Genomic DNA, 23703 nt, shown 5'->3' on the forward strand with positions numbered 1-23703 from the left:
GCTCACCGGCAGGAAGGCGAGGCCGTGCCCTTCGAGCGCCATCGCCTTCAGGCCCTCGGCCATGTCGGTCTCGTAGATCGGGTCGAGGTTGAGCGGTGCCGGCGAGAGCTTGACGATCTGCTCGACCAGCCGCCCCAGGTAGGCCCCGGCGCCGTAGCTGAGGAAGGGCACGCGCTCGCCGGGCGCGCCGGGCAGGCGGAACAGCGGCTCGCCCTTCGCATCGGCCTTCGCGTACACGGCCAGCGTCTCGTGGCCGAGGCTCAGCATCTCGTAGCGCTCGGGGCTGAGCTGCAGCGGCTGCGACGGGTGGTGGTAGGCGATCAGCAGGTCGCAGCTGCCCTCCGTCAGCTGCATCACGGCATCGTGCACGTTGAGCGCGATCAGGCGGCTCTTCAAGGCCCCGAAGCGCTTGCGCAGGTCCATCACCCAATGCGGGAAGAAGGTGAACGCGAGCGAGTGCGGCACCGCGAACTCGATCATGTCCTGCGCGGCGACCTGGTGGCCGCGCATCATGTTGCGCGTGGTCTGCAGCGCGCCGAGGATGTCCAGCGCCTGCGCATGGAAGGTCTCGCCGGCCGGCGTCAGGCGGGTCGGGTACGACGAGCGGTCGACCAGGTCCAGCCCGGCCCAGGCCTCGAGCGCCTGGATGCGGCGCGAGAACGCCGGCTGCGTCACATGGCGCATCTGCGCCGAGCGCGAAAAGCTCCGCGTCTCGGCCAGGCTGACGAAATCTTCAAGCCACTTGGTTTCCACGGCCGGGAGTGTAGGGCCGCGTGTTCAGCGCCCGGTTCAGCGCCGGTTCAGCGCTTGCTCAGCGTGATGTCCAGTTCGTGCACCAGGTCGTTCACCAGCTGGGTCGACGCCTGGCGCGAGTCGGCCGTCGGGCCGGCGGTCTGCGCGACGATGTCGGCATTCCACGCGCCGCCCGAACTGGCGCTGGCACCGGCCACGCGGAACACCACGCGGCTGGCCAGCGTGTTGCAGTTCTGCCCGCCGCTCACCGGCGTCAGCGTGACGAACTGCTGGCTCGCCGGCGTCACGCCGTTGTTCAGCATCATCGGCCCCAGGTCGTTCATCAGCCGCTCGCGCAGCGCGCCCATCACCGCGGCGACGTGCTCGCTGCCGGCGGCCGAGCAGGTGTCGAAGGCAAAGCTCTCGTTGTCGATCCACACGACCTTGGCGTCGGGCAGGCGCAGGCTGGCATGGGCCACCGCGTCGGGCGCCGCCCGCGCGGGCATCGAGATCGCGCCGGCGACAGCCAGCAGGGACAACAGAACCGCGTTGGAAATCTTGTGAGCAGTCATCGCATCCGTCCTCTGTGTGAATCGGTGCCGCGACTCTAGAAGTGCAACAAGATGTGTGCTCGTCGTGCTCGTAACGATTGTTCACAATTGACCGGGAGTTCACGCTCGTTTTTCACGAAACGGGCTGGAACCTTCCCGGCAGTCCTACAGCGCATCAGGCCAGCGCGTCGGATGCAGCGCTTTGCTGCAGCCGCCACATGTCGGCGTAGCGGCCGTCGAACGCCAACAATTGCGCATGCGTGCCGCGTTCGACGATGCGGCCCTGCTCCATCACGAGGATCTGGTGCGCATCGACGACGGTGGACAGCCGGTGCGCGATGACCAGCGCCGTCTTGTTGCGCGCGACGCCCTGCAGCTCGGCCTGGATCGCGCGCTCGTTGGCCGAATCGAGCGCCGAGGTGGCCTCGTCGAAGATCATGATCGGCGGATCCTTCAGCAGCGTGCGCGCGATCGCCACACGCTGCTTCTCGCCGCCGCTCAGCTTCAGCCCGCGCTCGCCGACCGTCGTCTCGTAGCCCTTGGGCGTCGAGACGATGAAGTCGTGGATGCGGGCCGCCTTGGCGGCCGCCTCGACCTCGGCGGCACTGGCGCCGGGCCGGCCGTAGGCGATGTTGTAGGCGACGCTGTCGTTGAACAGCACCGTGTCCTGCGGGACGATGCCGATGTTCTGGCGCACGCTGCCCTGCGTGACGGAGCGCAGGTCCTGGTYGTCGATCGTGATCACGCCGCCCTGCACGTCGTAGAAGCGGTACAGCAGCCGCGCGAGCGTGCTCTTGCCCGAACCCGACGGGCCCACCACCGCCACCGTCTTGCCGGCCGGGATCTCGAAGCTCACGTCGTGCAGGATCTGCCGGTCCGGCTCGTACGAGAAATCGACATGGTCGAAGCGCAGCTGCCCGTGCGTCACCTGCAGCGGCAAAGCGCCCGGCGTGTCGGCGATCTCGCGCTCGCGCTCGAGCAGCGCGAACATCTTGTCGAGGTCGGTCAGGCTCTGCTTGATCTCGCGGTAGATCACGCCGAGGAAGTTCAGCGGGATGTAGAGCTGGATCATGAAGGCGTTGATCATCACCAGGTCGCCGAGCGTCATGTGGCCGGCCACCACGCCCTGCGTCGCGCGCCACAGCATCGCGACCAGGCCGGCCGCGATGATCAGCTGCTGGCCGGTGTTCAGCATCGACAGCGTGGCCTGCGACTTCAGCGCGACACGGCGCAGCCGCTCCAGGCTCTCGTCGTAGCGGCGGGCCTCGAAACCCTCGTTGTTGAAGTACTTGACGGTCTCGTAGTTCAGCAGCGAATCGATCGCACGCGAATGCGCGGTCGAATCGAGCTCGTTCATCTGCTTGCGGAACTGCGTGCGCCAGTTCGTGAAGACGACCGTGAAGCTGATGTACACCACCAGCGCCGCCAGCGTGATCCACGCGAACCACGCATCGAATTTCACCGCCAGCAGCGTCAGCACGAGCACCATCTCGACCAGCGTGGGCACGATGCTGTAGAGCGAGTACGAGATCAGCGAATGCACCGCGCGCGTGCCGCGCTCGATGTCGCGCGTCATGCCGCCGGTCTGGCGCTCGAGGTGGAAGCGCAGGCTCAGCGCATGCAGGTGGCGGAACACGTTGAGCGAGATGCTGCGCGCCGTGCCCTCGGTGGCCTTCGCGAAGATCAGCTCGCGCAGCTCGGTGAACAGCGAGGTCGACAACCGCAGCAGCCCGTAGGCCGCCAGCAGCCCGATCGGCACGACCAGCACCGCCTGGAGGTCGCCGGGCTTGATCGACAGGCTGTCGACCAGCTGCTTCAGCAGCAGCGGCACGCCGACGTTGGCCAGCTTGGCGGCCACCATGAAGCCGAGCGCGATCGACACGCGCCAGCGGTAGCGCCACAGGTAGGGCAGCAGCTTGCGCAGCGTGGCCGCATCGGAGCGCGGTGCGGCAGGCGTCACGGCATCGGGGGGTGGCAAGGGGGTCGAGAGGGATCGCATCGTGGAAGAATCGCGGGGTTGAACCCAGGTGAAGGCGCCGAGTATGAATACAAGCCAGCCGCAGCACGACCCCGCCTTGGCGGTCACGTTGCCGAAAGACCTCGATCTGGTGCTGCGCGTGATGCCGATGCCGGCCGACTCGAACAGCAACGGCGACATCTTCGGCGGCTGGATCATGGCCCAGGTCGACCTCGCCGGCTCGGTGCTGCCGGCGCGCATCGCGAAGGGCCGCGTCGTGACGGTCGCCGTCAACGAGTTCGTGTTCAAGCAGGCGGTGTCGATCGGCGACCTGCTGAGCTTCTACGCCCGTGTCGAGCGCATCGGGCGCACGTCGATCACGGTGCATGTCGAGGTCTATGCCGAGCGCAACCCGGCCGACCTGAAGGTCGTGAAGGTCACCGAGGCGAACCTGACCTATGTCGCGATCGACCGCGACGGGCAGCCGCGGGTGATTCCCCGGGACTGAGCGGGGAAGCGGGGCCATGCGCCTGATCGACGCGGAGCAGACGGCCGCGCTGCTGCCGTGGCGGCCGCTGGCCGATGCGGTCCTGCGCGCCGCCATCGAGCGCGATGAAGGCCGGCTGCAGGCGCCACTGCGCAGCAGCTTCGCGCTGTCAGGCGACGACAGGCTGCTGCTGATGCCGGCCAGCGACGACCACTACGCCAGCGTCAAGCTGGTGACGGTGAACCACGGCAACCCGGCGCTCGGGCGCGAGCGCGTGCAGGGCGAGGTGCTGCTGATGGACCGCGCGACCGGCGAGCGCCTCGCGATGTTCGATGGCGTCACGCTGACGGCACGGCGCACCGCGGCGGTGTCGCTGGCGGCGGCGCTGGCGCTGCAGGTGCCGGCGGGTGAGCGTTTGCTGATCGTCGGTGCCGGTGCGCAGGCGCTGGCGCATGGGCTGGCCTTCGCGGCGGTGCTGGCGCCGGCCTGGATCGGCGTCGCGGCGCGTTCGCGCGCATCGGCCGAGGGCCTGGTGGCGACGCTGGCGGCGCGAGGTGTCAAGGCACATCCCGTCGACGACATCGGCGCCGAGATCGGCCACTGCGGCTTGATCGTCACCGCGACCACGAGCCGCTCGCCGGTGATCCCCGATGCGCTGCGCCCGGGCACGCGCGTGTTCGCGGTCGGCGCGTTCACGCCGGCGATGTGCGAGCTGCCGGCTGCGCTGGTGCGGCGGGCGGCGCTGGTCGTCGACGACCTGGACGGCGCGAAGGAAGAGGCCGGCGACCTGATCCAGGCCGGTGTGGACTGGTCCCGGGTGCGCGGGCTGGCGCAGGCCGCGGAGCTCGCCGGCGCGGGCGATGCGCCGGTGCTGTTCAAGAGCGTCGKCAGCGCGGCGTGGGACCTGGCGGCGGCGCGCATGGCGTGGGACCGGCTGGGTACATGTTGATCACCCCCCAACCCGTTCGCCCTGAGCCTGTCGAAGGGCCTGCTCGCAAGCCACCCAGGCTTCGACAAGCTCAGCCTGAACGGGGTTTCCTCAGTCGACGAAGAAGTCCGGCACGAACTCCGTCGTCCCCGGCGTCACGCTGTACGGCTCGAGGTCGGTGACGCCATGCCGCGCCAGCAGCTCGTCGTCGATGAAGAAATTCCCCGTCGTCTGCCGCGCATCGCTGGTCAGCACCAGGTACGCCGCATCGGCCAGGATCTGCGGCGTGCGGCAGCGCGCGATGTCGACGCCCGGGATCATCTGCAGCGCGGCCGTCGCGATCGCGGTGCGCGGCCACAGGCTGTTGACGCCGATGCCCAGCGGCCGGAACTCGCCCGCATGCCCGAGCGTGCATTCGCTCATGCCGTACTTGGCCATTGTGTAGGCGACGTGCGGGCTGAACCAGCGCTCGCGCATCGACAGCGGCGGCGACATGTTCAGCACGTGCGCATTGCGCCCCGCCTGCGCGGCCTTCGCCAGGTGCGGCAGGCAGGCCTGCGTGACCAGGTAGGTGCCGCGCACGTTGACGCCGAACATCAGGTCGAAGCGCTTCATCGGCGTCGCGGTCGTCGGCGTCAGGCTGATCGCGCTCGCGTTGTTGACGAGGATGTCGATGCCGCCGAAGCGCGCCACCGCCTGCTCGACGGCGGCCAGCACGCTCGCCTCGTCGCGGATGTCGGTCTGCACCGGCAGCGCCTGCCCGCCGGCGGCCTCGATCTCGGCCGCCGCCGAATGGATCGTGCCCGGCAGCTTCGGGTTGCTCTCGGTCGTCTTGGCGGCGATCACGATGCGCGCGCCGTCGGCCGCGGCACGCTTGGCGATCGCGAGGCCGATGCCGCGCGACGCGCCGGTGATGAACAAGGTCTTGCCCTTCAGGGTCTGGCGCTCGGTGCTCATGGTGGGGTGTGTCTCCGCGTGGGGGTGGTGGCAGGCAGGCGCGGCGCGAGCTCGGTCGCGATCATGCCGGCCAGTTGTTCGGCCCACAGCGCATACACCGCCGGGCCGGGATGGAAGCCGTCTTCGGCCATCAGGATGCTGTCGGACACCCGCTCGTTCTCGAACGGCACCGGCAGCCACCAGCGGTCCGGCCAGCGCTTGATCCACGCGGCCAGCGCCCGGTTGAAGCGCCGCGCATCGCGCCCGAGCACCCAGCGCAGCGGGTTCGGCAGCAGCGGGAACGAGTGGATCGGCGGCACGCCGCTGTGCACGATGTGGCGCACGCCGGCACGCTGGACGGCCACGCGGTCGAGCTCGTCGAGCTGGGCCAGCCAGCGCCGCACCGGCACCTGCGAGATCACGTCGTTGACGCCGAGCGCGGTGACCATCACGTCGGCCGGGTGCAGCGCGGCGCTCTCCAGCGCGATCAGCGCGTCGCGCGTGGTGTCGCCGGTGTGCGCGACCAGCTGCCACACGACCGCGCCGCCGAGGCGCTGCGACAAGGCCTCGCTGAGCCGGCCGGCCAGCGCCTGGCCCTGCGTGGGTGCACCGACGCCGGCCGCCGACGAATCGCCGACGATCAGCACGCGCAGGCGCACGCGACCGATGCCGGCCACGCCCTCGCGCGAGCCCTCGGCCTCGGGCAGGCGCAGCGCGAGCCGGCGCACGCGGGCGCCCTGCCAGAGCAGCAGCGGCGACAGCAGCACCTTCGCCGCGGTGAGCATCGGTCGGGCCGGGGTCAGCTGAACTGCGAGAAGTCGGGCTTGCGCTTCTGGAAGAACGCGCTGAAGGCCTCGCGCGCCTCGGGGCTGGTGAGGCGCTCGGCGAAGATCGCCGCCTCGGCCTGGATGGCCTGCAGCGTGGCCTCGCTGCCGGCGCGGCGCAGCAGCTTCTTGGTGTCGCGCACGGCGCCCGGCGGCAGCGCGTTGAAGCGCTCGGCGATGCGGCGCGCATGCGGCGCGACCTCGCTGGTCGGCAGCACCGCGTTGGCGATGCCCATCTCGACCGCCTCGACCCCGGTGAACGGCTCGCCGAGCAGGATCTTCTCGGCCGCCTTCACGCGGCCCACCAGCTGCGGCACCACCAGGCTGGACGCGAACTCCGGCACCAGCCCCAGGCTCACGAACGGCATCGCGAGGCGCGCCTCGTCGGCGACGTAGACCAGGTCGCAGTGCAGCAGCATCGTGGTGCCGATGCCGATCGCGGCACCGGTGACGGCCGCGATGACCGGCTTCTCGCAGCCGTTCAGCGCCTGCATGAACTGGAACACCGGCGAGTCCTGGCCGCTCGGCGGGCGTTTCATGAAATCCTCGAGGTCGTTGCCCGAGGTGAAGATGCCGGGCTGGCCGGTGATCAGCACCGCGCGCACCGCGCCGTCGGCCTGCGCGGCCGTCAGGCCGTCGGCCATCGCCTGGTACATGTCGATCGTGATCGCGTTCTTCTTCTCGGGGCGGGCGATCTCGATCGTGAATACGCCGTTCAGCACGGCGGTCTTGATGCTCATGTTTGCTCCTTGATCGTGTGCAATGAGGCCGGGCCGAAACCCTGCAGCAAAGCCGTCATGCGCGGCCAGAGTGTCGCCTGGAACTGCTCGCGGAACAGCCCGAAATGCCCGATGCGCTTCGCTTGCACGTCGGCCGGCGCGATGCGCTCGATGCGGCGCGGCGCATTCGGGTAGCAGTCGACCAGCACGCGGGTGCCGCGCTCGGTCATCAACTCGTCGTCGGTGATCGACAGCGCGACCAGCGGGAAGCGCGCCGCCTCGAACTGCGCGCGCACCGCCGCGCCCTCGGCACCGACGTGGTAGCGCGGGTGCAGGCACCAGCGCCGCCACTGCAGCATCACGCCCTTCGGCAGGTCGCCGACCTTGCGCAGGCGCTTGCCGGGGAAGTAGCCGAAGACGGCGGTCGCGACCGGCACCAGCACGTACCAGAAGTACAGGATCATGCGGCGCAGCGGTGGCGCGTTGTCGCGCCAGTAGCCGCTGCCGGCCGCCACCGAGATCAGGCCGTCGACCTGCGCGTGGTTGCGCAGCAGGCCGGGCAGCTGCGCGCCCAGGCTGTGGCCGACGAGGTACAGCGGCAGGCCCGGCGCGGCCTCGCGCAGCGCATCGATCGCGCTGTCGTAGTCGCGGGCCCAGCTGAACAGGTCGGCCTTCAGGCCGCGCAGCGACGGCGTCGCGCGCGACTCGCCCATGCCGCGGTAGTCGAAGGTCGCAACCGCATAGCCCTGCCCGGCCAGCCATTGCGCGAACGGCTGGTAGTAGTCCTGCCGCACGCCCATCGCACCGCCGATCAGCACCGCGGCTTTCGCGGTGCCGACCGGCCGGTACAGGCGCAGCGACAGCCGGCTGCCGTCGTCAGTCTCGAGTTTCAGTGTCTCCATGACGCTCTCCATCGCGATCCGCAGCGGCCCGATCCAGCGGACCCCGTGGAACTGGCTCCGCCAGGCCACTGGGGTCGCCCCCTTGAGGGGGAGGCGCGACAGCGCCTCGGGGGTGGGTCGTCAGACGCGTTCGAAGATGCCTGCCGCGCCCTGGCCCGTGCCGACGCACATCGTCACCATCCCGTACTTCAGGTTGTGGCGGCGCAGCGCGTGGATCACCGTCGCGGCGCGGATCGCCCCGGTGGCGCCCAGCGGATGGCCCAGCGCGATSGCGCCGCCCATCGGGTTCACCTTGGCCGGGTCGAGCCCGACGCTGTTGATCACCGCCAGCGACTGCGCGGCGAACGCCTCGTTCAGCTCGATCCAGTCCAGGTCCTGCTGCTTCAGGCCGGCGTAGCGCAGCGCGGCCGGGATCGCCTCGATCGGGCCGATCCCCATGATCTCGGGCGGCACGCCGCGCGCCGCGAAGCTGACGAAGCGCGCCAGCGGCTTCAGGTCGTACTGCTTGACGGCCTTCTCGCTCGCGAGGATCAGCGCACCGGCGCCGTCGCTCGTCTGCGAGCTGTTGCCGGCCGTCACGCTGCCCTTGGCGGCGAACACCGCCTTCAGCTTGGCCAGGCCTTCCGGCGAGGTGTCGGCGCGCGGGCCTTCGTCGAGGTTCACGGTGCGGGTCTTCACGCCCTGCTCGCCGGTCAGCAGGTCCGGGAAACGCTCGACGATCTCGATCGGCGTGATCTCGTCGGTGAACTCGCCCGCCTTCTGCGCCTTCAGCGCGCGCATGTGCGATTCGTACGCGAACGCGTCCTGCGCCTCGCGGCTGACCTTCCATTGCGCGGCGACCTTCTCGGCCGTCAGCCCCATGCCGTAGGCGATGCCGACGTTCTCGTCCTTCGCAAACACCTGCGGGTTGAACGACGGCTTGTTGCCGCCCATCGGCACCAGGCTCATCGACTCGGCACCGCCGGCGATCAGCACGTCGGCCTCGCCGACGCGGATGCGGTCGGCGGCCATCTGGATCGCCGTCACGCCCGACGCGCAGAAGCGGTTGACCGTCACGCCGCCCACCGGGTGCGCAAAGGCCAGCGCGACCGCGATGCGGGCCATGTTCATGCCCTGCTCGCCCTCGGGGAACGAGCAGCCGATGATGGCGTCCTCGATCGCCTTCGGGTCGAGCGTCGGCACCTGGGCCATCGCGCTGCGGATCGCCGTGACCAGCAGGTCGTCGGGGCGGGTGTTCTTGAAGTACCCACGGCCCGAGCGGCCGATCGGGGTGCGGGTGGCGGCGACGATGTAGGCGTCTTGCACTTGCTTGCTCATGTTCTTTGCTCCGCTTAGTTGCGAACAGGCTTGCCGGTCTGCAGCATGCCCATGATCCGTTCCTGGCTCTTCGGGTGCTCCAGCAGCCCGCAGAAGTGCTTGCGCTCCAGCGCCATCAGGTACTCCTCGCTGACCAGCGAGCCGGCATCGACATCGCCGCCGCACACCACGTCGGCGATCAGCGCCGAGATGTGGAAGTCGTGCGCGCTGATGAAGCCGCCGTCGCGCATGTTGACGAGCTGCGCCTTGATGGTGGCGATGGCGTTGCGGCCGGCCACCGGAAACAGCGTCTTCGCCGGTGCGCGGTAGCCGCTGTCGAACATCGCCTTGGCCTGCTGGATCGCGACGAACAGCAGCTCGTCCTTGTTCGGGACGATCACGTCGCTCCACAGCAGGTAGCCGAGCTTGCGGCTCTCGATCGCGCTGGTGCCGACCCTGGCCATCGCGGCGTTCGTGAAGCCGTCGGTCAGGAACTTCAGGATGTCGGCGTTCGCGTTCGCGGCGCTCGCCATCTCGGCCGCGCGGCGCGCGATGTACGCGAGACCGCCGCCGCCCGGGATCAGGCCGACGCCCACCTCCACCAGGCCGACGTAGCTTTCCATCGCGGCAACGCGCCTGGCGGAATACACCGACAGCTCGCAGCCGCCGCCCAGTGCGATGCCGCGCAGGGCCGAGACCACCGGCACCTGCGCATAGCGGATGCGCAGCATCGCGTCCTGCAGCTTCTTTTCTTCCGGCGCGATGCCCTTGGCGCCGCTCTTCATGAACACAGGCATCAGCGCCTCGAGGTTGGCACCGGCCGAGAACACGTCATCGGGCGACCAGATCACCAGGCCCTTGTACTTGGCCTCGGCGATCTCGACCGCCTTCAGCAGGCCTTCGGTGACGGTCGGGCTGATCAGGTGCAGCTTCGCGGTGATGCTGGCGATCAGCACCTCGCCGTCCAGCGACCAGACGCGCACTTCGTCGTTCTTGAACTCCTGCGTGCCGGCCTTCAGCGGATCGGCCGCGCCCGAGCCGAGCACGGCCTCGGGGAAGTGCTGGCGCGCATACACCGGCAGCGTGCTGCGCGGGATGTACGTGTTCTGCGCGGCGCTCCACGAGCCTTCGGCGGTGTGCACGCCCTCGCGACCGTCGAACACCCAGGCGGGCAGCGGTGCCTTGCTGAGCGCCTTGCCGGCGTCGATGTCGGCCTTCACCCATTCGGCCACCTGCTTCCAGCCGGCGGCCTGCCACAGCTCGAACGGGCCTTGCTGCATGCCGAAGCCCCAGCGCATCGCGAAGTCGACCTCGCGCGCCGAATCGGCGATGTCGGCCAGGTGCACCGCGACGTAGTGGAAGCTGTCGCGCAGGATCGCCCACAGGAACTGCGCCTGCGGGTTGGTCGATTCGCGCAGCAGTTTCAGGCGCTCGGGGGCGGCCTTCTTCAGCATGCGCGCGACGATTTCATCCGCCTTGCCACCGGCGGGCACGTAGTCGGCCTTGGCCGGGTCGAGGCGCAGGATGTCCTTGCCGACCTTCTTGTAGAAGCCGGCGCCGCTCTTCTGGCCCAGCGCGCCCTGCTCGATCAGCCTGGCCAGCACCGGCGGCGTGGCGTAGCTCGGGAAGAACGGGTCATCGGCCAGGTTGTCCTGCAGCGTCTTCACGACGTGCGCCATCGTGTCGAGGCCGACCACGTCCGCGGTGCGGAAGGTGCCCGAGCTCGCGCGGCCCATCTTCTTGCCGGTCAGGTCGTCGACGACGTCGTAGCTCAGGCCGAAGTTCTCGGCTTCCTTGATCGTCGCCAGCATGCCGGCGATGCCGACGCGGTTGGCGATGAAGTTCGGCGTGTCCTTCGCGCGCACGACGCCCTTGCCGACCGCGGTGGTCACGAAGGTCTCGAGTTGGTCGAGGATCTCCGGGCGCGTCGTCGGGGTCGGGATCAGCTCGACGAGGTACATGTACCGCGGCGGGTTGAAGAAGTGGATGCCGCAGAAGCGCGGCTTGATCTCTTCAGGCAGCACCTCCGACAGCTTGGTGATCGACAGGCCCGAGGTGTTGCTCGCGACGATCGCGTGCGGCGCGATGAAGGGCGCGATCTTCTTGTACAGGTCGAGCTTCCAGTCCATGCGCTCGGCGATGGCCTCGATGATCAGGTCGCAGTCTTTCAGCAGCTCGCTGTGCTCTTCGTAGTTGGCGTGCTGGATCAGCGCGGCGTCTTCCGGGATGCCCAGCGGCGACGGCTTCAGCTTCTTCAGGCCTTCGACGGCCTTCGTGACGATGCCGTTCTTCGGGCCTTCTTTGGCCGGCAGGTCGAACAGCACGACCGGCACCTTGACGTTGACCAGGTGGGCGGCGATCTGCGCGCCCATCACGCCGGCGCCGAGCACGGCGACCTTGCGGACGTTGAAGCGACTCATGTTTCTTCTCCTTTGCGTAGTGTGAACAGGCCTACTCGACCCGGATCCAGGTCTGGGTGCGGCCGAACATCGGCGCGCCGACGTAGCCTCGAACTTCCAATTTCCTGCCGCCGTCGACCGGCTTCAGGCGCAGCTTGTAGGTCTTGCCGTTGGCCGGGTCGAGGATGGTGCCCCCGTCCCACAGGCCGTCGGTGTCGGCGCTCTTCTTCGCGCCGCGGATGATCGACAGCCCGACCAGCGGCTGGCCCTTGCGGTCGTCGCTGCATTCGTCGCAGACGGCGTCCTGCTTCGCCTCGGGGTCCAGCAGCTTCTCGAGCTTGCCGCTGATCACGCCGTCGGTCTCGACGATGCGCACCAGCGAGCGCTCTTTCTTCGTGCTGTCGTCGATCGTCTTCCACAGGCCCGCGGGCGTGGCTTGCGCATGGGCGCCCGCCACGGCCAGCGTGGCCGCGAGTGCCAGCAGCAGTCTCTTCATCGCTTGTCTCTCCTGATTTGTTTTGTTTCGACGAGATGGAAGGCCCGACCTCAGAACAGGGCTTCGTCCATCTCCATCAGCGGCTTCAGGCCGGTGCGCGCGGTGCGGATCAGCGAGGCGGTCTCGGGCAGCAGCTTCGCGTAGTAGAAGCGCGCCGTCGCGAGCTTGGCCTTGTAGAACGGGTCGCCGCCGTCGACCTTGGCCAGTGCGACCTTCGCCATGCGGGCCCAGAAATACGCGAACACCAGGTGGCCGGCGACGCGCAGGTAGTCGACCGCGGCGGCGCCCACTTCGTCGGCGTTGCCGAAGGCCTTCATGCCCAGCTCGGTGGTCAGCTTCGTGACCTTGTCGCCCAGCTCGGCCAGCGGGTTCACGAACTCCTGCATCGCCTCGTTCGTGCCTTCTTCCTCGACGAACTCCTGCACCAGCTTGCCGAACTTCTTCAGCKTGGCGCCGTTGTYGGMSAGSAYCTTGCGGCCCAGCAGGTCSAGCGACTGGATCGTGTTGGTGCCCTCGTAGATCATGTTGATGCGGGCATCGCGCACGTACTGCTCCATGCCCCATTCCTTGATGTAGCCGTGGCCGCCGAACACCTGCATGCAATGCGAGGTCGCGATCCAGCCGTTGTCGGTGATGAAGGCCTTGATGATCGGCGTGATCAGCGCGACCAGGTCGGCGCTGTCCTTGCGCACGTCCTCGTCGTCCGATGCCAGTTCCTTGTCGAGCTGCAGCGTGGTCCACATCGCGAGCGCACGGCCGCCTTCGGCATAGGCGCGGGCGGTCAGCAGCATCTTGCGCACGTCGGGGTGCACGATGATGGTGTCGGCCGGCTTGTCCGGGTTCTTCGGGCCCGACAGCGCGCGCATCTGGATGCGATCCTTCGCGTAGGCCACCGCGTTCTGATAGGCGACTTCGGTCAGGCCCAGCGACTGCATGCCGACGCCCAGGCGGGCCGCGTTCATCATCACGAACATCGCCGCCAGGCCCTTGTTGGGTTGGCCGACCAGCGTGCCGACGGCGCCTTCGAGCACCATCTGCGCCGTCGCGTTGCCGTGGATGCCCATCTTGTGCTCGAGGCCGCCGCACCAGATGCCGTTGCGCGATCCGATCGAGCCGTCGGCATTGACGTTGAACTTCGGCACCGCGAACAGCGAGATCCCCTTCGAGCCCGTCGGCGCATCCGGCAGGCGCGCCAGCACCAGGTGGATGATGTTCTCGGCCAGGTCGTGCTCGCCGGCGGAGATGAAGATCTTGTTGCCCGTGAGCTTGTAGGTGCCATCCGCTTGCGGCTCTGCCTTCGTGCGCAGCAGGCCGAGGTCGGTGCCGCAGTGCGGCTCGGTCAGGCACATCGTGCCGGTCCACACGCCGCTGGTCAACTTCGGCAGGTACAGCGCCTTCTGCGCGTCGGTGCCGTGCGCATGCAGCGCCTCGTAGGCGCCGTGCGACAGGCCCGGGTACATGGTCCAGGCCTGGTTGGCCGAGTTCAGCATCTCGTAGAAGCACTGGTTCACGACGTGCGGCAGGCCCTGGCCGCCGAAGGCCGGGTCGCAGCTCAGCGCCGGCCAGCCGCCCTCGACGTACTGCGCGTAGGCTTCCTTGAAGCCCTTCGGCGCGGTCACCTCGTGCGTGCTCTTGTCGAGCGTGCAGCCCTCTTCGTCGCCGCTCTGGTTCAGCGGGAACACCACCTGCGATGCGAACTTGCCGCCCTCTTCGAGCACGGCGTTGATCGTGTCGAGGTCGATGTCGGCATGCGCCGGCAGGGCCTTCAGTTCGTCGACCACGTTCAGCACTTCGCTCATCAGGAACTGCATGTCACGCAACGGAGGGGTGTACTGAGCCATCGAAAAAACTCCTGGGAAAGAAATGGAAATTCGAGAAATCGGATTCAGCGGCGCGCGGCGCGCACCGGCTTGTCGGGAGCGGCCGCCGCATCGACCGCGTAGTAGCTGAGCACGCGCTCGAAGGCATGGCGGGCGCGGTCGAGCGCGCCGGGGATGCGCAGGAAGCGCGCGTCGTGGTGCAGCGCGAGGATCAGGCCGTGGATCTCGAACAGCATCTGCAGCGGGTCGGTGTCGGGGCGCAGCTGGCCCTCGTCGATCGCGATGCGGATCGCCTTCTCCAGCGCGGTGTGCCAGGCCTGCACCATGGTCGCGAGCGCGTCGCGCACCGGGCCCGGCCGGTCGTCGAACTCCACCGCGCCGCTGATGTAGATGCAGCCGGAGTCCAGCTCGACCGACACCCGCTTGACCCAGCGCTCGAACAGCGCGCGCAAGCGGGGCAAACCCCTGGCCTCGCGCACGGCAGGGAAAAACACTTCTTCCTCGAACTTGGCGTGATACTCGCGGATCACGGAGATCTGCAGTTCCTCGCGGGAACCGAAGTGCGCGAAGACGCCGGATTTGCTCATCTGCGTGACCTCGGCCAGCGCGCCGATCGACAGGCCTTCCAGCCCCATCGACGACGCCAGGCCGAGAGCAGCTTCGAGAATCGTCGCGCGCGTCTGCTGGCCCTTCTGCAGGGTCTTCGAGACATCGCGCGGGCCCCGGCCCGTGAGAGCCGCGGCGGTGTTGACGGGTGTATCGGTCGTGTCGCTCACGGTGCATCCATAAAATCGAACGATCGTTCTATTTTGCAGGTTCCGCGCGGATCGCGCGCCGCTATTTCGAGCAAGCCGTGTTTTTTTCTAGGGTTTAGTCCCTGGAATGCGACGGCGGCGACGGCCATCGAGGGTTAACCCGAGCCCCGGGTTATCGCCGGTGGCGGTGATCGGCGTGTGACAGCGTGCGCTTGTGGCGCCAACGCACTGCAGTATTCGCGCCACGGTTGAGCGAAACGCAGTGAATGGATTACGCTCCAGGGAAGGAGATCATCCGTGGAAGTGCTCCAGCTCGATGTGTCCGGCCGACCTCAATCGTGGATTTCAGCGAAGGAGGCAGCGATCATCTACGCCAGCGACGGCGTCGCATGGACGCTGGGTGACGCGTTCTACGTGCTGCGCGGCGGCATGCAACGGCGCACCGGGCTGCAATCGCGCATCGAGGTGCACCCGATCATCGCGGTGCGCGGCGCGGTCCCGAGCCGGGCCTGGCGCCAGACCCCCGCACTCTCCAACCCCAAGCTGTTCGCCCGTGACCGTCAGGTGTGCGCCTATTGCGCCGGGCACTTCCACCTGGACGACCTGACGCGCGAGCACATCGTGCCGACCTCGCGCGGCGGCCTCGACAGCTGGATGAACTGCATCACCGCCTGCCGCGCCTGCAATGGTCACAAAGGCAACCGGATGCCGGAAGAAGCGCACATGTCGCTGATGTACCTGCCCTACGTGCCGAGCCTGCACGAGGACATGATCCTGCGTGGCCGGCGCATACTGGCGGACCAGATGGAGTTTCTTCTGGCGAGCGTGCCCCGGCACAGCCGACTGCGGATCTGACTTCCGATTTCTTTACATCGCCACCGCGGAACTCGCCGCGTGGCCGACTCGTCCATGCAGATGAGTAACGAGGAGTGAACCCCATGAACAAGCTTTTGATCGCCGTGGCCGTTGCCGCCACCTTGAGTGCGTGCGCCACCAGCAGCCCCGATGTCGTCTCGCGCAATGAAGCGCAGCGCCTGTCGCAGATCCAGGATGCCACCGTGCTGTCGGTGCGCCCGGTCGTGATCGACGGTTCGCAGTCCGGTGCCGGTGCCGTCACCGGCGGCGTGGTCGGCGGCATCGCCGGCGCRTCGGTCGGCGGGCACCGCGAGGCGGTCGCCGTCGGCGTGCTGGCCGCGGTGGCCGGCGCGGTGGTCGGCAACGCGATCGAGCGCGCCGGCACGCGCGAGGAAGCGCTCGAGATCCTGGTGCAGCTGCGCAACGGCGAACGCCGTTCGATCGTGCAGGCCAAGGGCAACGAGACGCTGACGCCGGGCGAGCCGGTGATCCTGGTGTCGACGAACGGCAAGACGCGCGTGATGCGCGCGCCGGCCGTCACGCAGCCGGCACCGGTGCCGGCCGCGCCGGCGCATCAAGGCTGACGCGGAAACAGGCCGCGCTCGCGCAGCGCGGCCTCGCACGACGGCGCATCGCGGAAGTGCAGCGCCTGCCAGCCGGCGGCGATCGCCGCATCGACATTCACCTGCGTGTCGTCCAGCAGGATCAGCCGATCCGGCGACATGTCGAACTGCCGCGCCGAGTGCGCAAAGATCTCGGGCTCCGGCTTCAGCAAACGCACCTGTGACGAGAACACACCGCTCGTGAAGCGCCCGAGGAACGGGTGGCTGCGAACCAGGTGGTCCGCCATCGGCCGTGGCATGTTCGACAGGAAGTGCAGCGTGTGGCCCGCGGCACTCAGCCGTTCGATCCACCCGACCGTGTCGGCGAGCGGCTGAAGCTCGGCCGGCACCGCATCGACGACGCGCCGCACCGACGCCGCATCGAGCCCGGTGCGCGCCGCCAGCCGCGGCACGAGTTCATCCTCGCCCAGCGTGCCGCGATCGAACTGCGCCCAGTCGCCGTCGCCATGCCCCTGGAAGAACACCGCCGCCAGCGCGCGGGCGGCGGTCTCGTCCATCGCGCGCTGCGGCAGCACGCGCTGCAGCAACTCGTGCGGCTTCCAGCGGAAGACGACGCCGCCGAAATCGAAGACCAGCCTCATCCGCCGCGCAGGCGGGTCAGCAGCCCGGCGGTCGAGCCGTCGAGCCCGGTCRTATCGCCGGACGCGAGCCGCGGCAGCAGCTCGTTGCACAGCGCCTTGCCGAGCTCGACGCCCCACTGGTCGAAGCTGTTGATGCGCCACAGCGCACCGCTGACGAACACCCGGTGCTCGAACAGCGCGATCAAAGCGCCCAGGCTGCGCGGCGTCAGCTCGTCGAGCAGCAGCGTCGTGCTCGGCCGGTTGCCGGGGAAGGTGCGGTGCTTCGCGAGCGTCAGCGGATCGAGCGAGGCCGAGGCCGTCGGCGCCTTCTCCTTCATCGCCTGCTCGGTCGTCTTGCCGAGCATCAGCGCCTGCGCCTGCGCGAGGCCGTTGGCCAGCAGCTTGGTGTGCAGGTCGCTCAGCGAATGCGTCGGCCGCCTGACGAGCAGGAACTCGACCGGGATCACGTCGGTGCCCTGGTGCAGCATCTGGAAGTAGGCATGCTGGCCGTTGGTGCCGGGCTCGCCCCACACGACCGGGCTGGTGCCGAACGGCAGCGGCTCGCCGTCGATGTCGACTCGCTTGCCGTTGCTTTCCATCTCGAGCTGCTGCAGGTAGGCCGGCAGCCGCTTCAGGCCCTGGTGGTACGGCGCCATGCTGCGGCTCGTGAAGCGGTGGAAGTTGCGGTACCAGACGTCGATCAGGCCCTGCAGCACCGGCAGGTTCTTCTCGAGCGGGGCCTGCGCGAAGTGCAGGTCCATCGCATGCGCGCCAGCCAGCAGCGAGCGGAAGTTGTCGGCACCGATGGCCAGCGCGATCGGCAGCCCGATCGCCGACCACAGCGAGTAGCGTCCGCCGACCCAGTCCCAGAAGCCGAACGTGGTGGTGATGCCGAACTCGGCCGCGGCCTTCACGTTGGTGGTGGTGGCGACGAAATGCTTGTCGATGTCTTCACCGCCCTGCGCCAGGAACCAGGCCTTCGCGGCATGCGCATTGGCCATCGTCTCCTGCGTCGTGAAGGTCTTGCTCGCGATGATGAAGAGCGTCTCCTGCGGCTTCAGCCGGCGCAGCACCGGAGCGATGTCGTGGCCGTCGACGTTGGAGACGAAGTGGAAGGTGATGCCCGGGTGCACGAAGGTATCGAGCGCCGGCACCACCATCTGCGGCCCGAGGTCGGAGCCGCCGATGCCGATGTTGACGACGTGGCGGATGCCGCTGGCCGCGGTGTCGCGCACCGTCTCGATGTAGCCGAGCATCGCGTCGAGCACCGCATGCACCTCGCGGCCGAACGGCGATTCGCCCTCGGGCGCGCGCAAGGCCACGTGCTGCACCGCCCGCCCCTCGGTCACGTTGACCGGGTCGCCGCGCAGCATCGCATCGCGCTGCGCCTCGATGCCGCATTCGCGCGCCAGCTCGACGAGGAACTTCAGCGTCGCGGTGTCGACGCGGTTCTTCGACAGGTCGGCGAAGATCTCCGGCGCCTCGACGCTCAGCGACGCGAAGCGGTTGGCATCGCGCGCGAACGCCTCGCGGATGTCGAAGTCGCGGCCGTGCGCTTCGAAATGGCCCGACAGCGCGGCCCAGGCCGAGGTGCGGTCGCAGCGCGGGAAGCCGCTCATTTCAGGCCTTCGATCAGCTTGTCGAGCTTGCCTGCATCCACTGCGAACGCACGGATGCCTTCGGCCAGCTTCTCGGTGGCCATCGCGTCGTCGTTCAGCGCGAAGCGGAAGCTCTGCTCGTTGAAGGTCGCCGCATGCAGGGTCGCGCCCTTGGCGTTGGCCGGATCGAGCTGGCGCGTGAGCGGCGCTTCGCTCGCCTGCAGCTGCGCGAGCAGCTCGGGGCTGATCGTCAGCAGGTCGCAGCCGGCGAGCGCGGTGATCTGGCCGACGTTGCGGAAGCTCGCGCCCATCACCTCGGTGGCGATGCCGAACTTCTTGAAGTAGTTGTAGATGTGGGTCACCGACTTGACGCCCGGGTCGTTGACGCCGGCGTTCGCCGCCTCGTCCCACTGGCTGCCGGCCGACTTCTTGTACCAGTCGTAGATGCGGCCGACGAACGGCGAGATCAGCTTGACGCCCGCATCGCCGCAGGCCACCGCCTGGCAGAACGAGAACAGCAGCGTCAGGTTGCAGTTGATGCCGTCGCGCTGCAGGATGCGCGCCGCCTGGATGCCCTCCCAGGTGGAAGCGAGCTTGATCAGCACTCGCTCGCGGCCGATGCCCGCCGCCTCGTACAGCTCGATGATGCGGCGCGCCCGCGCCACGCTGCAGGCGGTGTCGAAGCTCAGCCGCGCATCGACCTCGGTCGACACCCGGCCCGGCACCACCTTCAGGATCTCCTGGCCGAAGCGCACCAGCACCTGGTCGACGATGCCCTCGAGCGGCAGGCTCTTGTGCTTCGCCACCGTCTCCTGGAGCAGCGGCGCGTAGTCGGCGTGCTGCACCGCTTTCAGGATCAGCGACGGGTTGGTCGTCGCGTCCTTCGGCGCGAACTGCGCCAGTTGCTTGAAGTTGCCCGTGTCGGCGACAACGGCGGTGTACTGCTTGAGCTGGTCGATTTGATTCATGGCAAGACGCTGTTGAGCACAGGAAGGAAATTAGAACCCGGCCGGCGTGACACGCAAGCACGCCGACGACGGTTTGTTTTCAGAACGTAACCCGAAGTTCCACCGGCCGCATGATGCACCTTCGGGCGCCCCTCGTGCGGGGCGGGTTTCGTTGACGCTGCCCGGAAACTTGGGCATCATCCTGGTGAAACTAAATTACATTGTCGACCGCATGCGTCGACTTCACCACTGAGGCGGCAGGCATGTCTTTCGATCTCGTTTTCTTTGGCGGCACCGGCGACCTGACATGGCGCAAGCTGATGCCGGCGTTGTTCCAGGCCTTCCGCCACGGCAAGCTGCCGGCCGGCGGCCGCATCCTCGCGGTGGCCCGCGACGAGCAGAGCGACGACAAGTACCGCGGCTGGCTGAAGGATCGCTTTCAAGAAGTCGAAGGTGCCAAGCGCCCGACCGATGAAGAGTTCGCCCGCTTCGCCGACATGCTGCACTACCGTCGCATGGACCTGTCGAAGCCCGAGCACTATGCCGGGCTGAAGCAGTGGCTCGAGGAGCGCAATGCCGACACGGCGGTGCTGTACCTCGCCACCAGCCCGCACCTCTTTCCGCAGATCTGCGAGCAGCTCGGCGTGGCCGGGCTGAACACGCCGCGCATCCGCGTGGTGCTTGAAAAGCCGTTGGGCCACGACCTGCAGAGCGCGCAGGAGATCAACCGCGTCGTGCGCTCGGTGTTCAGCGAGACGCAGGCGTTCCGCATCGACCACTACCTCGGCAAGCCCTCGGTGCAGAACCTGATGGCGCTGCGCTTCGGCAATGCGCTGTTCGAGCCGCTGTGGCGCCGCGAGAGCATCGCCAACATCCAGATCACGCTGGCCGAGGCGATCGGTGTCGGCACGCGCGGCGACTTCTACGACCGCACCGGCGCGCTGCGCGACATGGTGCAGAACCACGCGCTGCAGCTGCTGACGATGATCGCGATGGAGCCGCCGTCGCGCAACGATGCCGACGCGATCCGCGACGAGAAGCTGAAGGTGCTGCGCTCGTTGAAGCCGTTCACCGAAGAGAGCGTCGGCCGCGACGTGGTGCGTGGGCAGTACCGTGCGGGCACGGCCGGCGGGCAGCCCGTGGTGGGCTACCTGCAGGAGGTCAAGGTACCGGCCGGCAGCCAGTGCGAGACCTTCGTCGCGCTGCGCACCGAGGTGCAGAACTGGCGCTGGGCCGGCGTGCCCTTCTACCTGCGCACCGGCAAGCGGCTGGCCGCGCGCGATGCGCAGATCGTCGTCAACTTCCGGCCGACGCCGCACAGCATCTTCCCGGGCCACAACCAGCCGAACAAGCTGGTGATCAACCTGCAGCCGGAGGACGGCCTGGAGCTGCACCTGCTGGCGGCCAAGGGCACCGGGCAGCAGGAGCAGCTCGCGCCGGTGTCGCTCGACCTGGACTTCGACAAGGCCTTCGCCGAGAACCGCGTGGGCGCCTACGAGCGGCTGCTGCTCGACGCGATCGCCGGCCGGCTGAACCTGTTCGTGCGCAGCGACGAGCAGGAGCAGGCATGGCGCTGGGTCGAGCCGATTCTCGACGCCTGGGGCAAGGACAGCACCGGCCCGCGCCCGTATGCGGCCGGCACCTGGGGGCCGGCGGCCGCGAGCGCGCTGGTCGCGCGCGACGGTTTCGCCTGGTCCGAAGAGCAATAAGCGCGCACCTCGCCGGATCCCCCATGCTGGACCGCATTCGCGCGTCGATCCCCGCGCTTCCTCCGGCGGAGCAGCGCGTGGCCAAGCTGGTGCTGGCCGATGCGCGCAGTTTTGCGAGCCTGCCGGTCAGCGAGCTGGCCGACCGGGCGCACGTCAGCAAGCCGACGGTGGTGCGCTTCTGCCGCAGCGTGGGCTACGACGGGCTGGCCGATTTCAAGCGCAAGCTGGCCGGCAGCGTCAACGAGGGCGTGCCCTTCGTGCACCGTGCGGTCGACGAGGACGACAAGCCGGGCGACATCGTCGTCAAGGTGGTCGACAACGCGGTCAGTGCGCTGCTGAAGTACCGCAACGATGCCGCGAGCCTGGCGTTCGACCGCGCGATCACGGCGCTGGCCGAGGCGGGCCGTGCCGGGCGGCGCATCGAGTTCTACGGGGTCGGCAATTCGGGCATCGTTGCGCAGGATGCGCAGCACAAGTTCTTCCGGCTGGGCGTCAATGCGCTGGCGATCAGYGACGGCCATGTGCAGGTGATGAGCGCGACGATGCTGCAGCCGGGCGACTGCGTCGTGATCATCTCGAACTCGGGCCGCAGCCGCGACCTGATCGACGTGGCCGAGATTGCGCGCAAGAAGGGTGCGACGACGATCGTGATCACCGCGAGCGGCTCGCCGCTGGCGCAGATCGGGCAGACCGGCAGCAGCCAGATCCTGCTGGCGGCCGACCACCCGGAAGACTACGACCGCTACAGCCCGATGGTGTCGCGGCTGCTGCACCTGATCGTGATCGACATCCTCACCACGGGTGTGGCGCTGCGGTTGGGGAGCGAGCTGCGGCCGATGCTGCAGGAGATCAAGCGGAACCTGCGGGCGAAGAGGTACGCGCAGGCTGAGTAGCTTGTCGGCTTCAGCGCTTGCAAAGGCGCGGGTAGGGAGGCTGGGGCTCGCCGGTCGGTGCGGTCTTCGCCCCTCTCGGGGCGAWGACTCCCCTCCGCTGACTGGTTTCATGGCCCGTCGCCCAAACTCCCGCCACTCACTTCGTTCGTTGTGGTCAAACAGTGGGCGACAGTCAGTKCACGAAGCGTGCTGCGCACGCGGGCCATGAAACCAGCCAGCTCCGGCGCCCCGCCCTGATTGGCGCTCCCCAGCCTCCCYRCCCGCGCCTTTGCGRSACCGCCGCACTGTRTTTGGGGGAAAAGATTGAAGTGACCGACGAGCATGCGAGCGCTCGCGCGCTCGTCGGTCACTTCAATCTTTTCCCCCCAACAAGAGCGGGTGGGTCTGCGCGGCGCGACAGGACACGACGCCTAAGCAGCCTTCAGCAACAGCCCATCCACCCCATACAGCCGAGCCAGCTCAGCCAGCTTCGCCGGTGCATTGCGCACCGCGAACCCCTTGCCGAACGCCGTCGCCAGCCGCTGGCACTCCAGCAGCACCGCAAGCGCCGCCGAATCGAACTGCGCCAAACCCGAGGCATCCACCGTCACGGTGGGCTCGGACTGCGTCTTCACTTCCTGCTGCAAGGCCTGCGACAGCATGCGCTGCGTGTCGCGGGCCTCGCGCGTCGTCACCGTGGCGGGCAGCAACAGCATGTCGGCCTCAGCTCTTGCCGGCAGCCGACTTGTTGCGCTCGATCAGCTTGGCGATCAGGCCGTCGATGCCGCCAGCACCGATCTCCTGCGCGAAGCTGTTGCGGTAGTTCTCGACCAGCCAGACGCCGAGCACGTTGACGTCGTAGATCTTCCAGCCGCTGGCCGCCTTCTCGAGGCGGTAGTCGAGCTGGATCGGATCGCCCTTGCCGCGGATCTCGGTGCGCACGATCACCTCGGTGTCTTCAGGCGACGAGCGCATCGGCTTCAGCTGCACGGTCTGGTCACGCACCTGCGCGAGCGCGCCGGAATAGGTGCGCACCAGCAGCGTCTTGAACTCGTCCTGCAGCTTCTTCTGCTGCTCGGGCGTGGCCTGGCGCCAGTAGCGGCCGACCGCCGAGGCCGTCATGCGCTGGAAGTTGACGTGCGGCATCACCTTGGCCTCGACCAGCGCCGAGACCTGCTTCACGTCACCGGCCTGGATCGACTTGTCAGCCTTGGCCGCATCGAGCACCTCGGACGACACCTGCTTCACGAGCTGGTCGGGCGCCTGCTGCGCGAACGCGGCGGCACTGGCCACGGCGATCGTCGCGGCGGAGATCCATCTGACAAATTGTGGGTTGAGCATCTGTGGTTCCTTTCGGGGAAGAGCCTCGCAGCTTGGAGCGGGCACGGTATCTGGAGTTCGCTGCGTCTGCGCGGCGATCCGGCACATGACCTCAACGGCCGTGGGTCTCTGCCGGTTGGCCGCCGGATCGTTTCCGGCAGGTGAAGTTCATGGTTTCGGCGCCGACGCGGGCGAGGCGGCCGGTGCCGGGGCCGCTGCGGGTGCCGACGCCGGTGCCTCGTCCTGGTCGTAGCGTTCGTCCTTCGACTCCGGCACCTCGCCGTCGTAGACGAGGCTGCGCCGGCGCTGCAGGTAGGCATCGCGGATGAAGGTGTACTTGTCGAGCGCGATGTCGTCGAGCATGCCGCTGGCGCCGAGCAGCGCGGCGCGCTCGTTGACGAAACCGACACCGACCAC

At 68.3% G+C, this 23703-nt stretch carries 24 protein-coding genes; 6 read left to right on the forward strand and 18 right to left on the reverse strand.

The features are described 5' to 3' along the window. From AC1DXV_RS15050 to AC1DXV_RS15060, 3 genes are all read right to left on the reverse strand, one after another. The coding region (locus tag AC1DXV_RS15050) for a LysR family transcriptional regulator (RefSeq protein ID WP_477934271.1) at positions 1-753 on the reverse strand (753 nt) is incomplete at its 3' end. Positions 754-800: 47 nt separating this feature from the next. Continuing rightward, positions 801-1304, reverse strand: coding sequence for a hypothetical protein (locus tag AC1DXV_RS15055; protein ID WP_477934273.1), 504 nt, complete (start codon positions 1302-1304; stop codon positions 801-803). 154 nt (positions 1305-1458) lie between these two features. Then, entirely contained in the window at positions 1459-3282 is a 1824-nt protein-coding gene (locus AC1DXV_RS15060) for an ABCB family ABC transporter ATP-binding protein/permease (RefSeq protein WP_477934275.1), read from the reverse strand. A 43-nt stretch (positions 3283-3325) separates the two neighbouring features. On the opposite strand from AC1DXV_RS15060, the gene AC1DXV_RS15065 reads away from it, so the two are divergent. After that, a complete protein-coding gene (locus AC1DXV_RS15065; RefSeq protein WP_047500334.1) occupies positions 3326-3748 on the forward strand; it encodes an acyl-CoA thioesterase in 423 nt (140 codons plus the stop codon). Positions 3749-3764: 16 nt separating this feature from the next. Continuing rightward, on the forward strand, positions 3765-4676 hold the full coding sequence (locus AC1DXV_RS15070) for a delta(1)-pyrroline-2-carboxylate reductase family protein (protein ID WP_477934277.1): 912 nt from the start codon (positions 3765-3767) through the stop codon (positions 4674-4676). 90 nt (positions 4677-4766) lie between these two features. Here the strand turns inward: AC1DXV_RS15070 and AC1DXV_RS15075 are convergent, their stop codons facing one another. The 9 genes from AC1DXV_RS15075 to AC1DXV_RS15115 all read right to left on the reverse strand — a co-directional run bounded on the left by AC1DXV_RS15075 (position 4767) and on the right by AC1DXV_RS15115 (position 14823). Then, complete coding sequence (locus AC1DXV_RS15075; protein WP_477865375.1) at positions 4767-5612, reverse strand: SDR family oxidoreductase; 846 nt, start codon at positions 5610-5612, stop codon at positions 4767-4769. Further along, a complete protein-coding gene (locus tag AC1DXV_RS15080) occupies positions 5609-6376 on the reverse strand; it encodes an SGNH/GDSL hydrolase family protein (protein WP_477934279.1) in 768 nt (255 codons plus the stop codon). Before AC1DXV_RS15080 ends, AC1DXV_RS15075 begins: the two co-directional genes overlap by 4 nt. Before the next feature lie 14 nt (positions 6377-6390). Continuing rightward, positions 6391-7155: an enoyl-CoA hydratase gene (locus tag AC1DXV_RS15085; protein WP_477934281.1), complete on the reverse strand. Its 765-nt coding sequence runs from the start codon at positions 7153-7155 to the stop codon at positions 6391-6393. After that, entirely contained in the window at positions 7152-8036 is an 885-nt protein-coding gene (locus tag AC1DXV_RS15090) for an alpha/beta hydrolase family protein (RefSeq protein ID WP_477867150.1), read from the reverse strand. Before AC1DXV_RS15090 ends, AC1DXV_RS15085 begins: the two co-directional genes overlap by 4 nt. Before the next feature lie 120 nt (positions 8037-8156). After that, positions 8157-9353: an acetyl-CoA C-acyltransferase gene (locus tag AC1DXV_RS15095; RefSeq protein ID WP_477867152.1), complete on the reverse strand. Its 1197-nt coding sequence runs from the start codon at positions 9351-9353 to the stop codon at positions 8157-8159. Between the two features lie 14 nt (positions 9354-9367). Next, complete coding sequence (locus AC1DXV_RS15100; RefSeq protein WP_477934283.1) at positions 9368-11752, reverse strand: 3-hydroxyacyl-CoA dehydrogenase/enoyl-CoA hydratase family protein; 2385 nt, start codon at positions 11750-11752, stop codon at positions 9368-9370. 31 nt (positions 11753-11783) lie between these two features. After that, positions 11784-12227 carry a DUF2147 domain-containing protein gene (locus AC1DXV_RS15105; RefSeq protein ID WP_477867156.1) on the reverse strand — a complete coding sequence of 148 codons (444 nt, stop codon included), beginning with the start codon at positions 12225-12227 and terminating at the stop codon, positions 11784-11786. A 50-nt stretch (positions 12228-12277) separates the two neighbouring features. After that, positions 12278-14068 carry an acyl-CoA dehydrogenase C-terminal domain-containing protein gene (locus AC1DXV_RS15110; protein WP_477934285.1) on the reverse strand — a complete coding sequence of 597 codons (1791 nt, stop codon included), beginning with the start codon at positions 14066-14068 and terminating at the stop codon, positions 12278-12280. Positions 14069-14112: 44 nt separating this feature from the next. Next, the gene (locus tag AC1DXV_RS15115; protein WP_477934287.1) at positions 14113-14823 is read right to left on the reverse strand and encodes a TetR/AcrR family transcriptional regulator; all 711 of its coding nucleotides are present in this window, start codon (positions 14821-14823) and stop codon (positions 14113-14115) included. 276 nt (positions 14824-15099) lie between these two features. On the opposite strand from AC1DXV_RS15115, the gene AC1DXV_RS15120 reads away from it, so the two are divergent. Then, a complete protein-coding gene (locus tag AC1DXV_RS15120) occupies positions 15100-15657 on the forward strand; it encodes an HNH endonuclease (RefSeq protein ID WP_477873805.1) in 558 nt (185 codons plus the stop codon). 83 nt (positions 15658-15740) lie between these two features. After that, positions 15741-16241 carry an outer membrane lipoprotein gene (locus AC1DXV_RS15125; RefSeq protein ID WP_477934289.1) on the forward strand — a complete coding sequence of 167 codons (501 nt, stop codon included), beginning with the start codon at positions 15741-15743 and terminating at the stop codon, positions 16239-16241. On the opposite strand, the gene AC1DXV_RS15130 is transcribed toward AC1DXV_RS15125, so the two are convergent. The 3 genes from AC1DXV_RS15130 to tal are packed head-to-tail and all read right to left on the reverse strand — an operon-like array spanning position 16232 to position 19406. After that, positions 16232-16861 (reverse strand): HAD family hydrolase, encoded by a 630-nt coding sequence (locus AC1DXV_RS15130; protein WP_477934291.1) that lies wholly within the window; start codon positions 16859-16861, stop codon positions 16232-16234. The two genes, AC1DXV_RS15125 and AC1DXV_RS15130, sit on opposite strands and share 10 nt — an antisense overlap. Further along, entirely contained in the window at positions 16858-18459 is a 1602-nt protein-coding gene (gene pgi / locus AC1DXV_RS15135) for a glucose-6-phosphate isomerase (protein WP_477934293.1), read from the reverse strand. The genes AC1DXV_RS15130 and pgi overlap by 4 nt, the downstream gene beginning before the upstream one ends. Next, positions 18456-19406, reverse strand: a complete 951-nt coding sequence (gene tal / locus AC1DXV_RS15140) for a transaldolase (protein WP_477869192.1) — start codon at positions 19404-19406, stop codon at positions 18456-18458. Before tal ends, pgi begins: the two co-directional genes overlap by 4 nt. A 242-nt stretch (positions 19407-19648) precedes the next feature. Between tal and zwf the strand changes: the two genes are divergently transcribed. Then, positions 19649-21094 (forward strand): glucose-6-phosphate dehydrogenase, encoded by a 1446-nt coding sequence (gene zwf / locus AC1DXV_RS15145; RefSeq protein ID WP_477934295.1) that lies wholly within the window; start codon positions 19649-19651, stop codon positions 21092-21094. A 23-nt stretch (positions 21095-21117) separates the two neighbouring features. Beyond that, the gene (locus tag AC1DXV_RS15150) at positions 21118-21987 is read left to right on the forward strand and encodes a MurR/RpiR family transcriptional regulator (protein ID WP_477869196.1); all 870 of its coding nucleotides are present in this window, start codon (positions 21118-21120) and stop codon (positions 21985-21987) included. 410 nt (positions 21988-22397) lie between these two features. Here AC1DXV_RS15150 and AC1DXV_RS15155 read toward each other — a convergent pair whose 3' ends face one another. From AC1DXV_RS15155 to AC1DXV_RS15165, 3 genes are all read right to left on the reverse strand, one after another. Further along, on the reverse strand, positions 22398-22682 hold the full coding sequence (locus AC1DXV_RS15155; RefSeq protein ID WP_477871537.1) for an STAS domain-containing protein: 285 nt from the start codon (positions 22680-22682) through the stop codon (positions 22398-22400). A 7-nt stretch (positions 22683-22689) separates the two neighbouring features. Continuing rightward, on the reverse strand, positions 22690-23307 hold the full coding sequence (locus AC1DXV_RS15160; RefSeq protein ID WP_477934297.1) for an MlaC/ttg2D family ABC transporter substrate-binding protein: 618 nt from the start codon (positions 23305-23307) through the stop codon (positions 22690-22692). 147 nt (positions 23308-23454) lie between these two features. Beyond that, a partial coding sequence (locus AC1DXV_RS15165; RefSeq protein ID WP_477934299.1) for an MlaA family lipoprotein occupies positions 23455-23703 on the reverse strand: 249 nt, incomplete at its 5' end.

It is taken from the genome of Rhizobacter sp. P3_C12, from assembly GCF_056402735.1.

What these genes read in the sequence shown, in the direction of transcription:
- AC1DXV_RS15155 (WP_477871537.1), bottom strand. Translation starts at nt 22,682, where the DNA reads ATGCTGTTGCTGCCCGCCACGGTGACGACGCGCGAGGCCCGCGACACG.
- AC1DXV_RS15105 (WP_477867156.1), bottom strand. Translation starts at nt 12,227, where the DNA reads ATGAAGAGACTGCTGCTGGCACTCGCGGCCACGCTGGCCGTGGCGGGC.
- AC1DXV_RS15100 (WP_477934283.1), bottom strand. Translation starts at nt 11,752, where the DNA reads ATGAGTCGCTTCAACGTCCGCAAGGTCGCCGTGCTCGGCGCCGGCGTG.
- AC1DXV_RS15080 (WP_477934279.1), bottom strand. Translation starts at nt 6,376, where the DNA reads ATGCTCACCGCGGCGAAGGTGCTGCTGTCGCCGCTGCTGCTCTGGCAG.
- AC1DXV_RS15085 (WP_477934281.1), bottom strand. Translation starts at nt 7,155, where the DNA reads ATGAGCATCAAGACCGCCGTGCTGAACGGCGTATTCACGATCGAGATC.
- AC1DXV_RS15055 (WP_477934273.1), bottom strand. Translation starts at nt 1,304, where the DNA reads ATGACTGCTCACAAGATTTCCAACGCGGTTCTGTTGTCCCTGCTGGCT.
- zwf (WP_477934295.1), top strand. Translation starts at nt 19,649, where the DNA reads ATGTCTTTCGATCTCGTTTTCTTTGGCGGCACCGGCGACCTGACATGG.
- AC1DXV_RS15075 (WP_477865375.1), bottom strand. Translation starts at nt 5,612, where the DNA reads ATGAGCACCGAGCGCCAGACCCTGAAGGGCAAGACCTTGTTCATCACC.
- AC1DXV_RS15090 (WP_477867150.1), bottom strand. Translation starts at nt 8,036, where the DNA reads ATGGAGACACTGAAACTCGAGACTGACGACGGCAGCCGGCTGTCGCTG.
- AC1DXV_RS15065 (WP_047500334.1), top strand. Translation starts at nt 3,326, where the DNA reads ATGAATACAAGCCAGCCGCAGCACGACCCCGCCTTGGCGGTCACGTTG.
- AC1DXV_RS15130 (WP_477934291.1), bottom strand. Translation starts at nt 16,861, where the DNA reads ATGAGGCTGGTCTTCGATTTCGGCGGCGTCGTCTTCCGCTGGAAGCCG.
- AC1DXV_RS15160 (WP_477934297.1), bottom strand. Translation starts at nt 23,307, where the DNA reads ATGCTCAACCCACAATTTGTCAGATGGATCTCCGCCGCGACGATCGCC.
- tal (WP_477869192.1), bottom strand. Translation starts at nt 19,406, where the DNA reads ATGAATCAAATCGACCAGCTCAAGCAGTACACCGCCGTTGTCGCCGAC.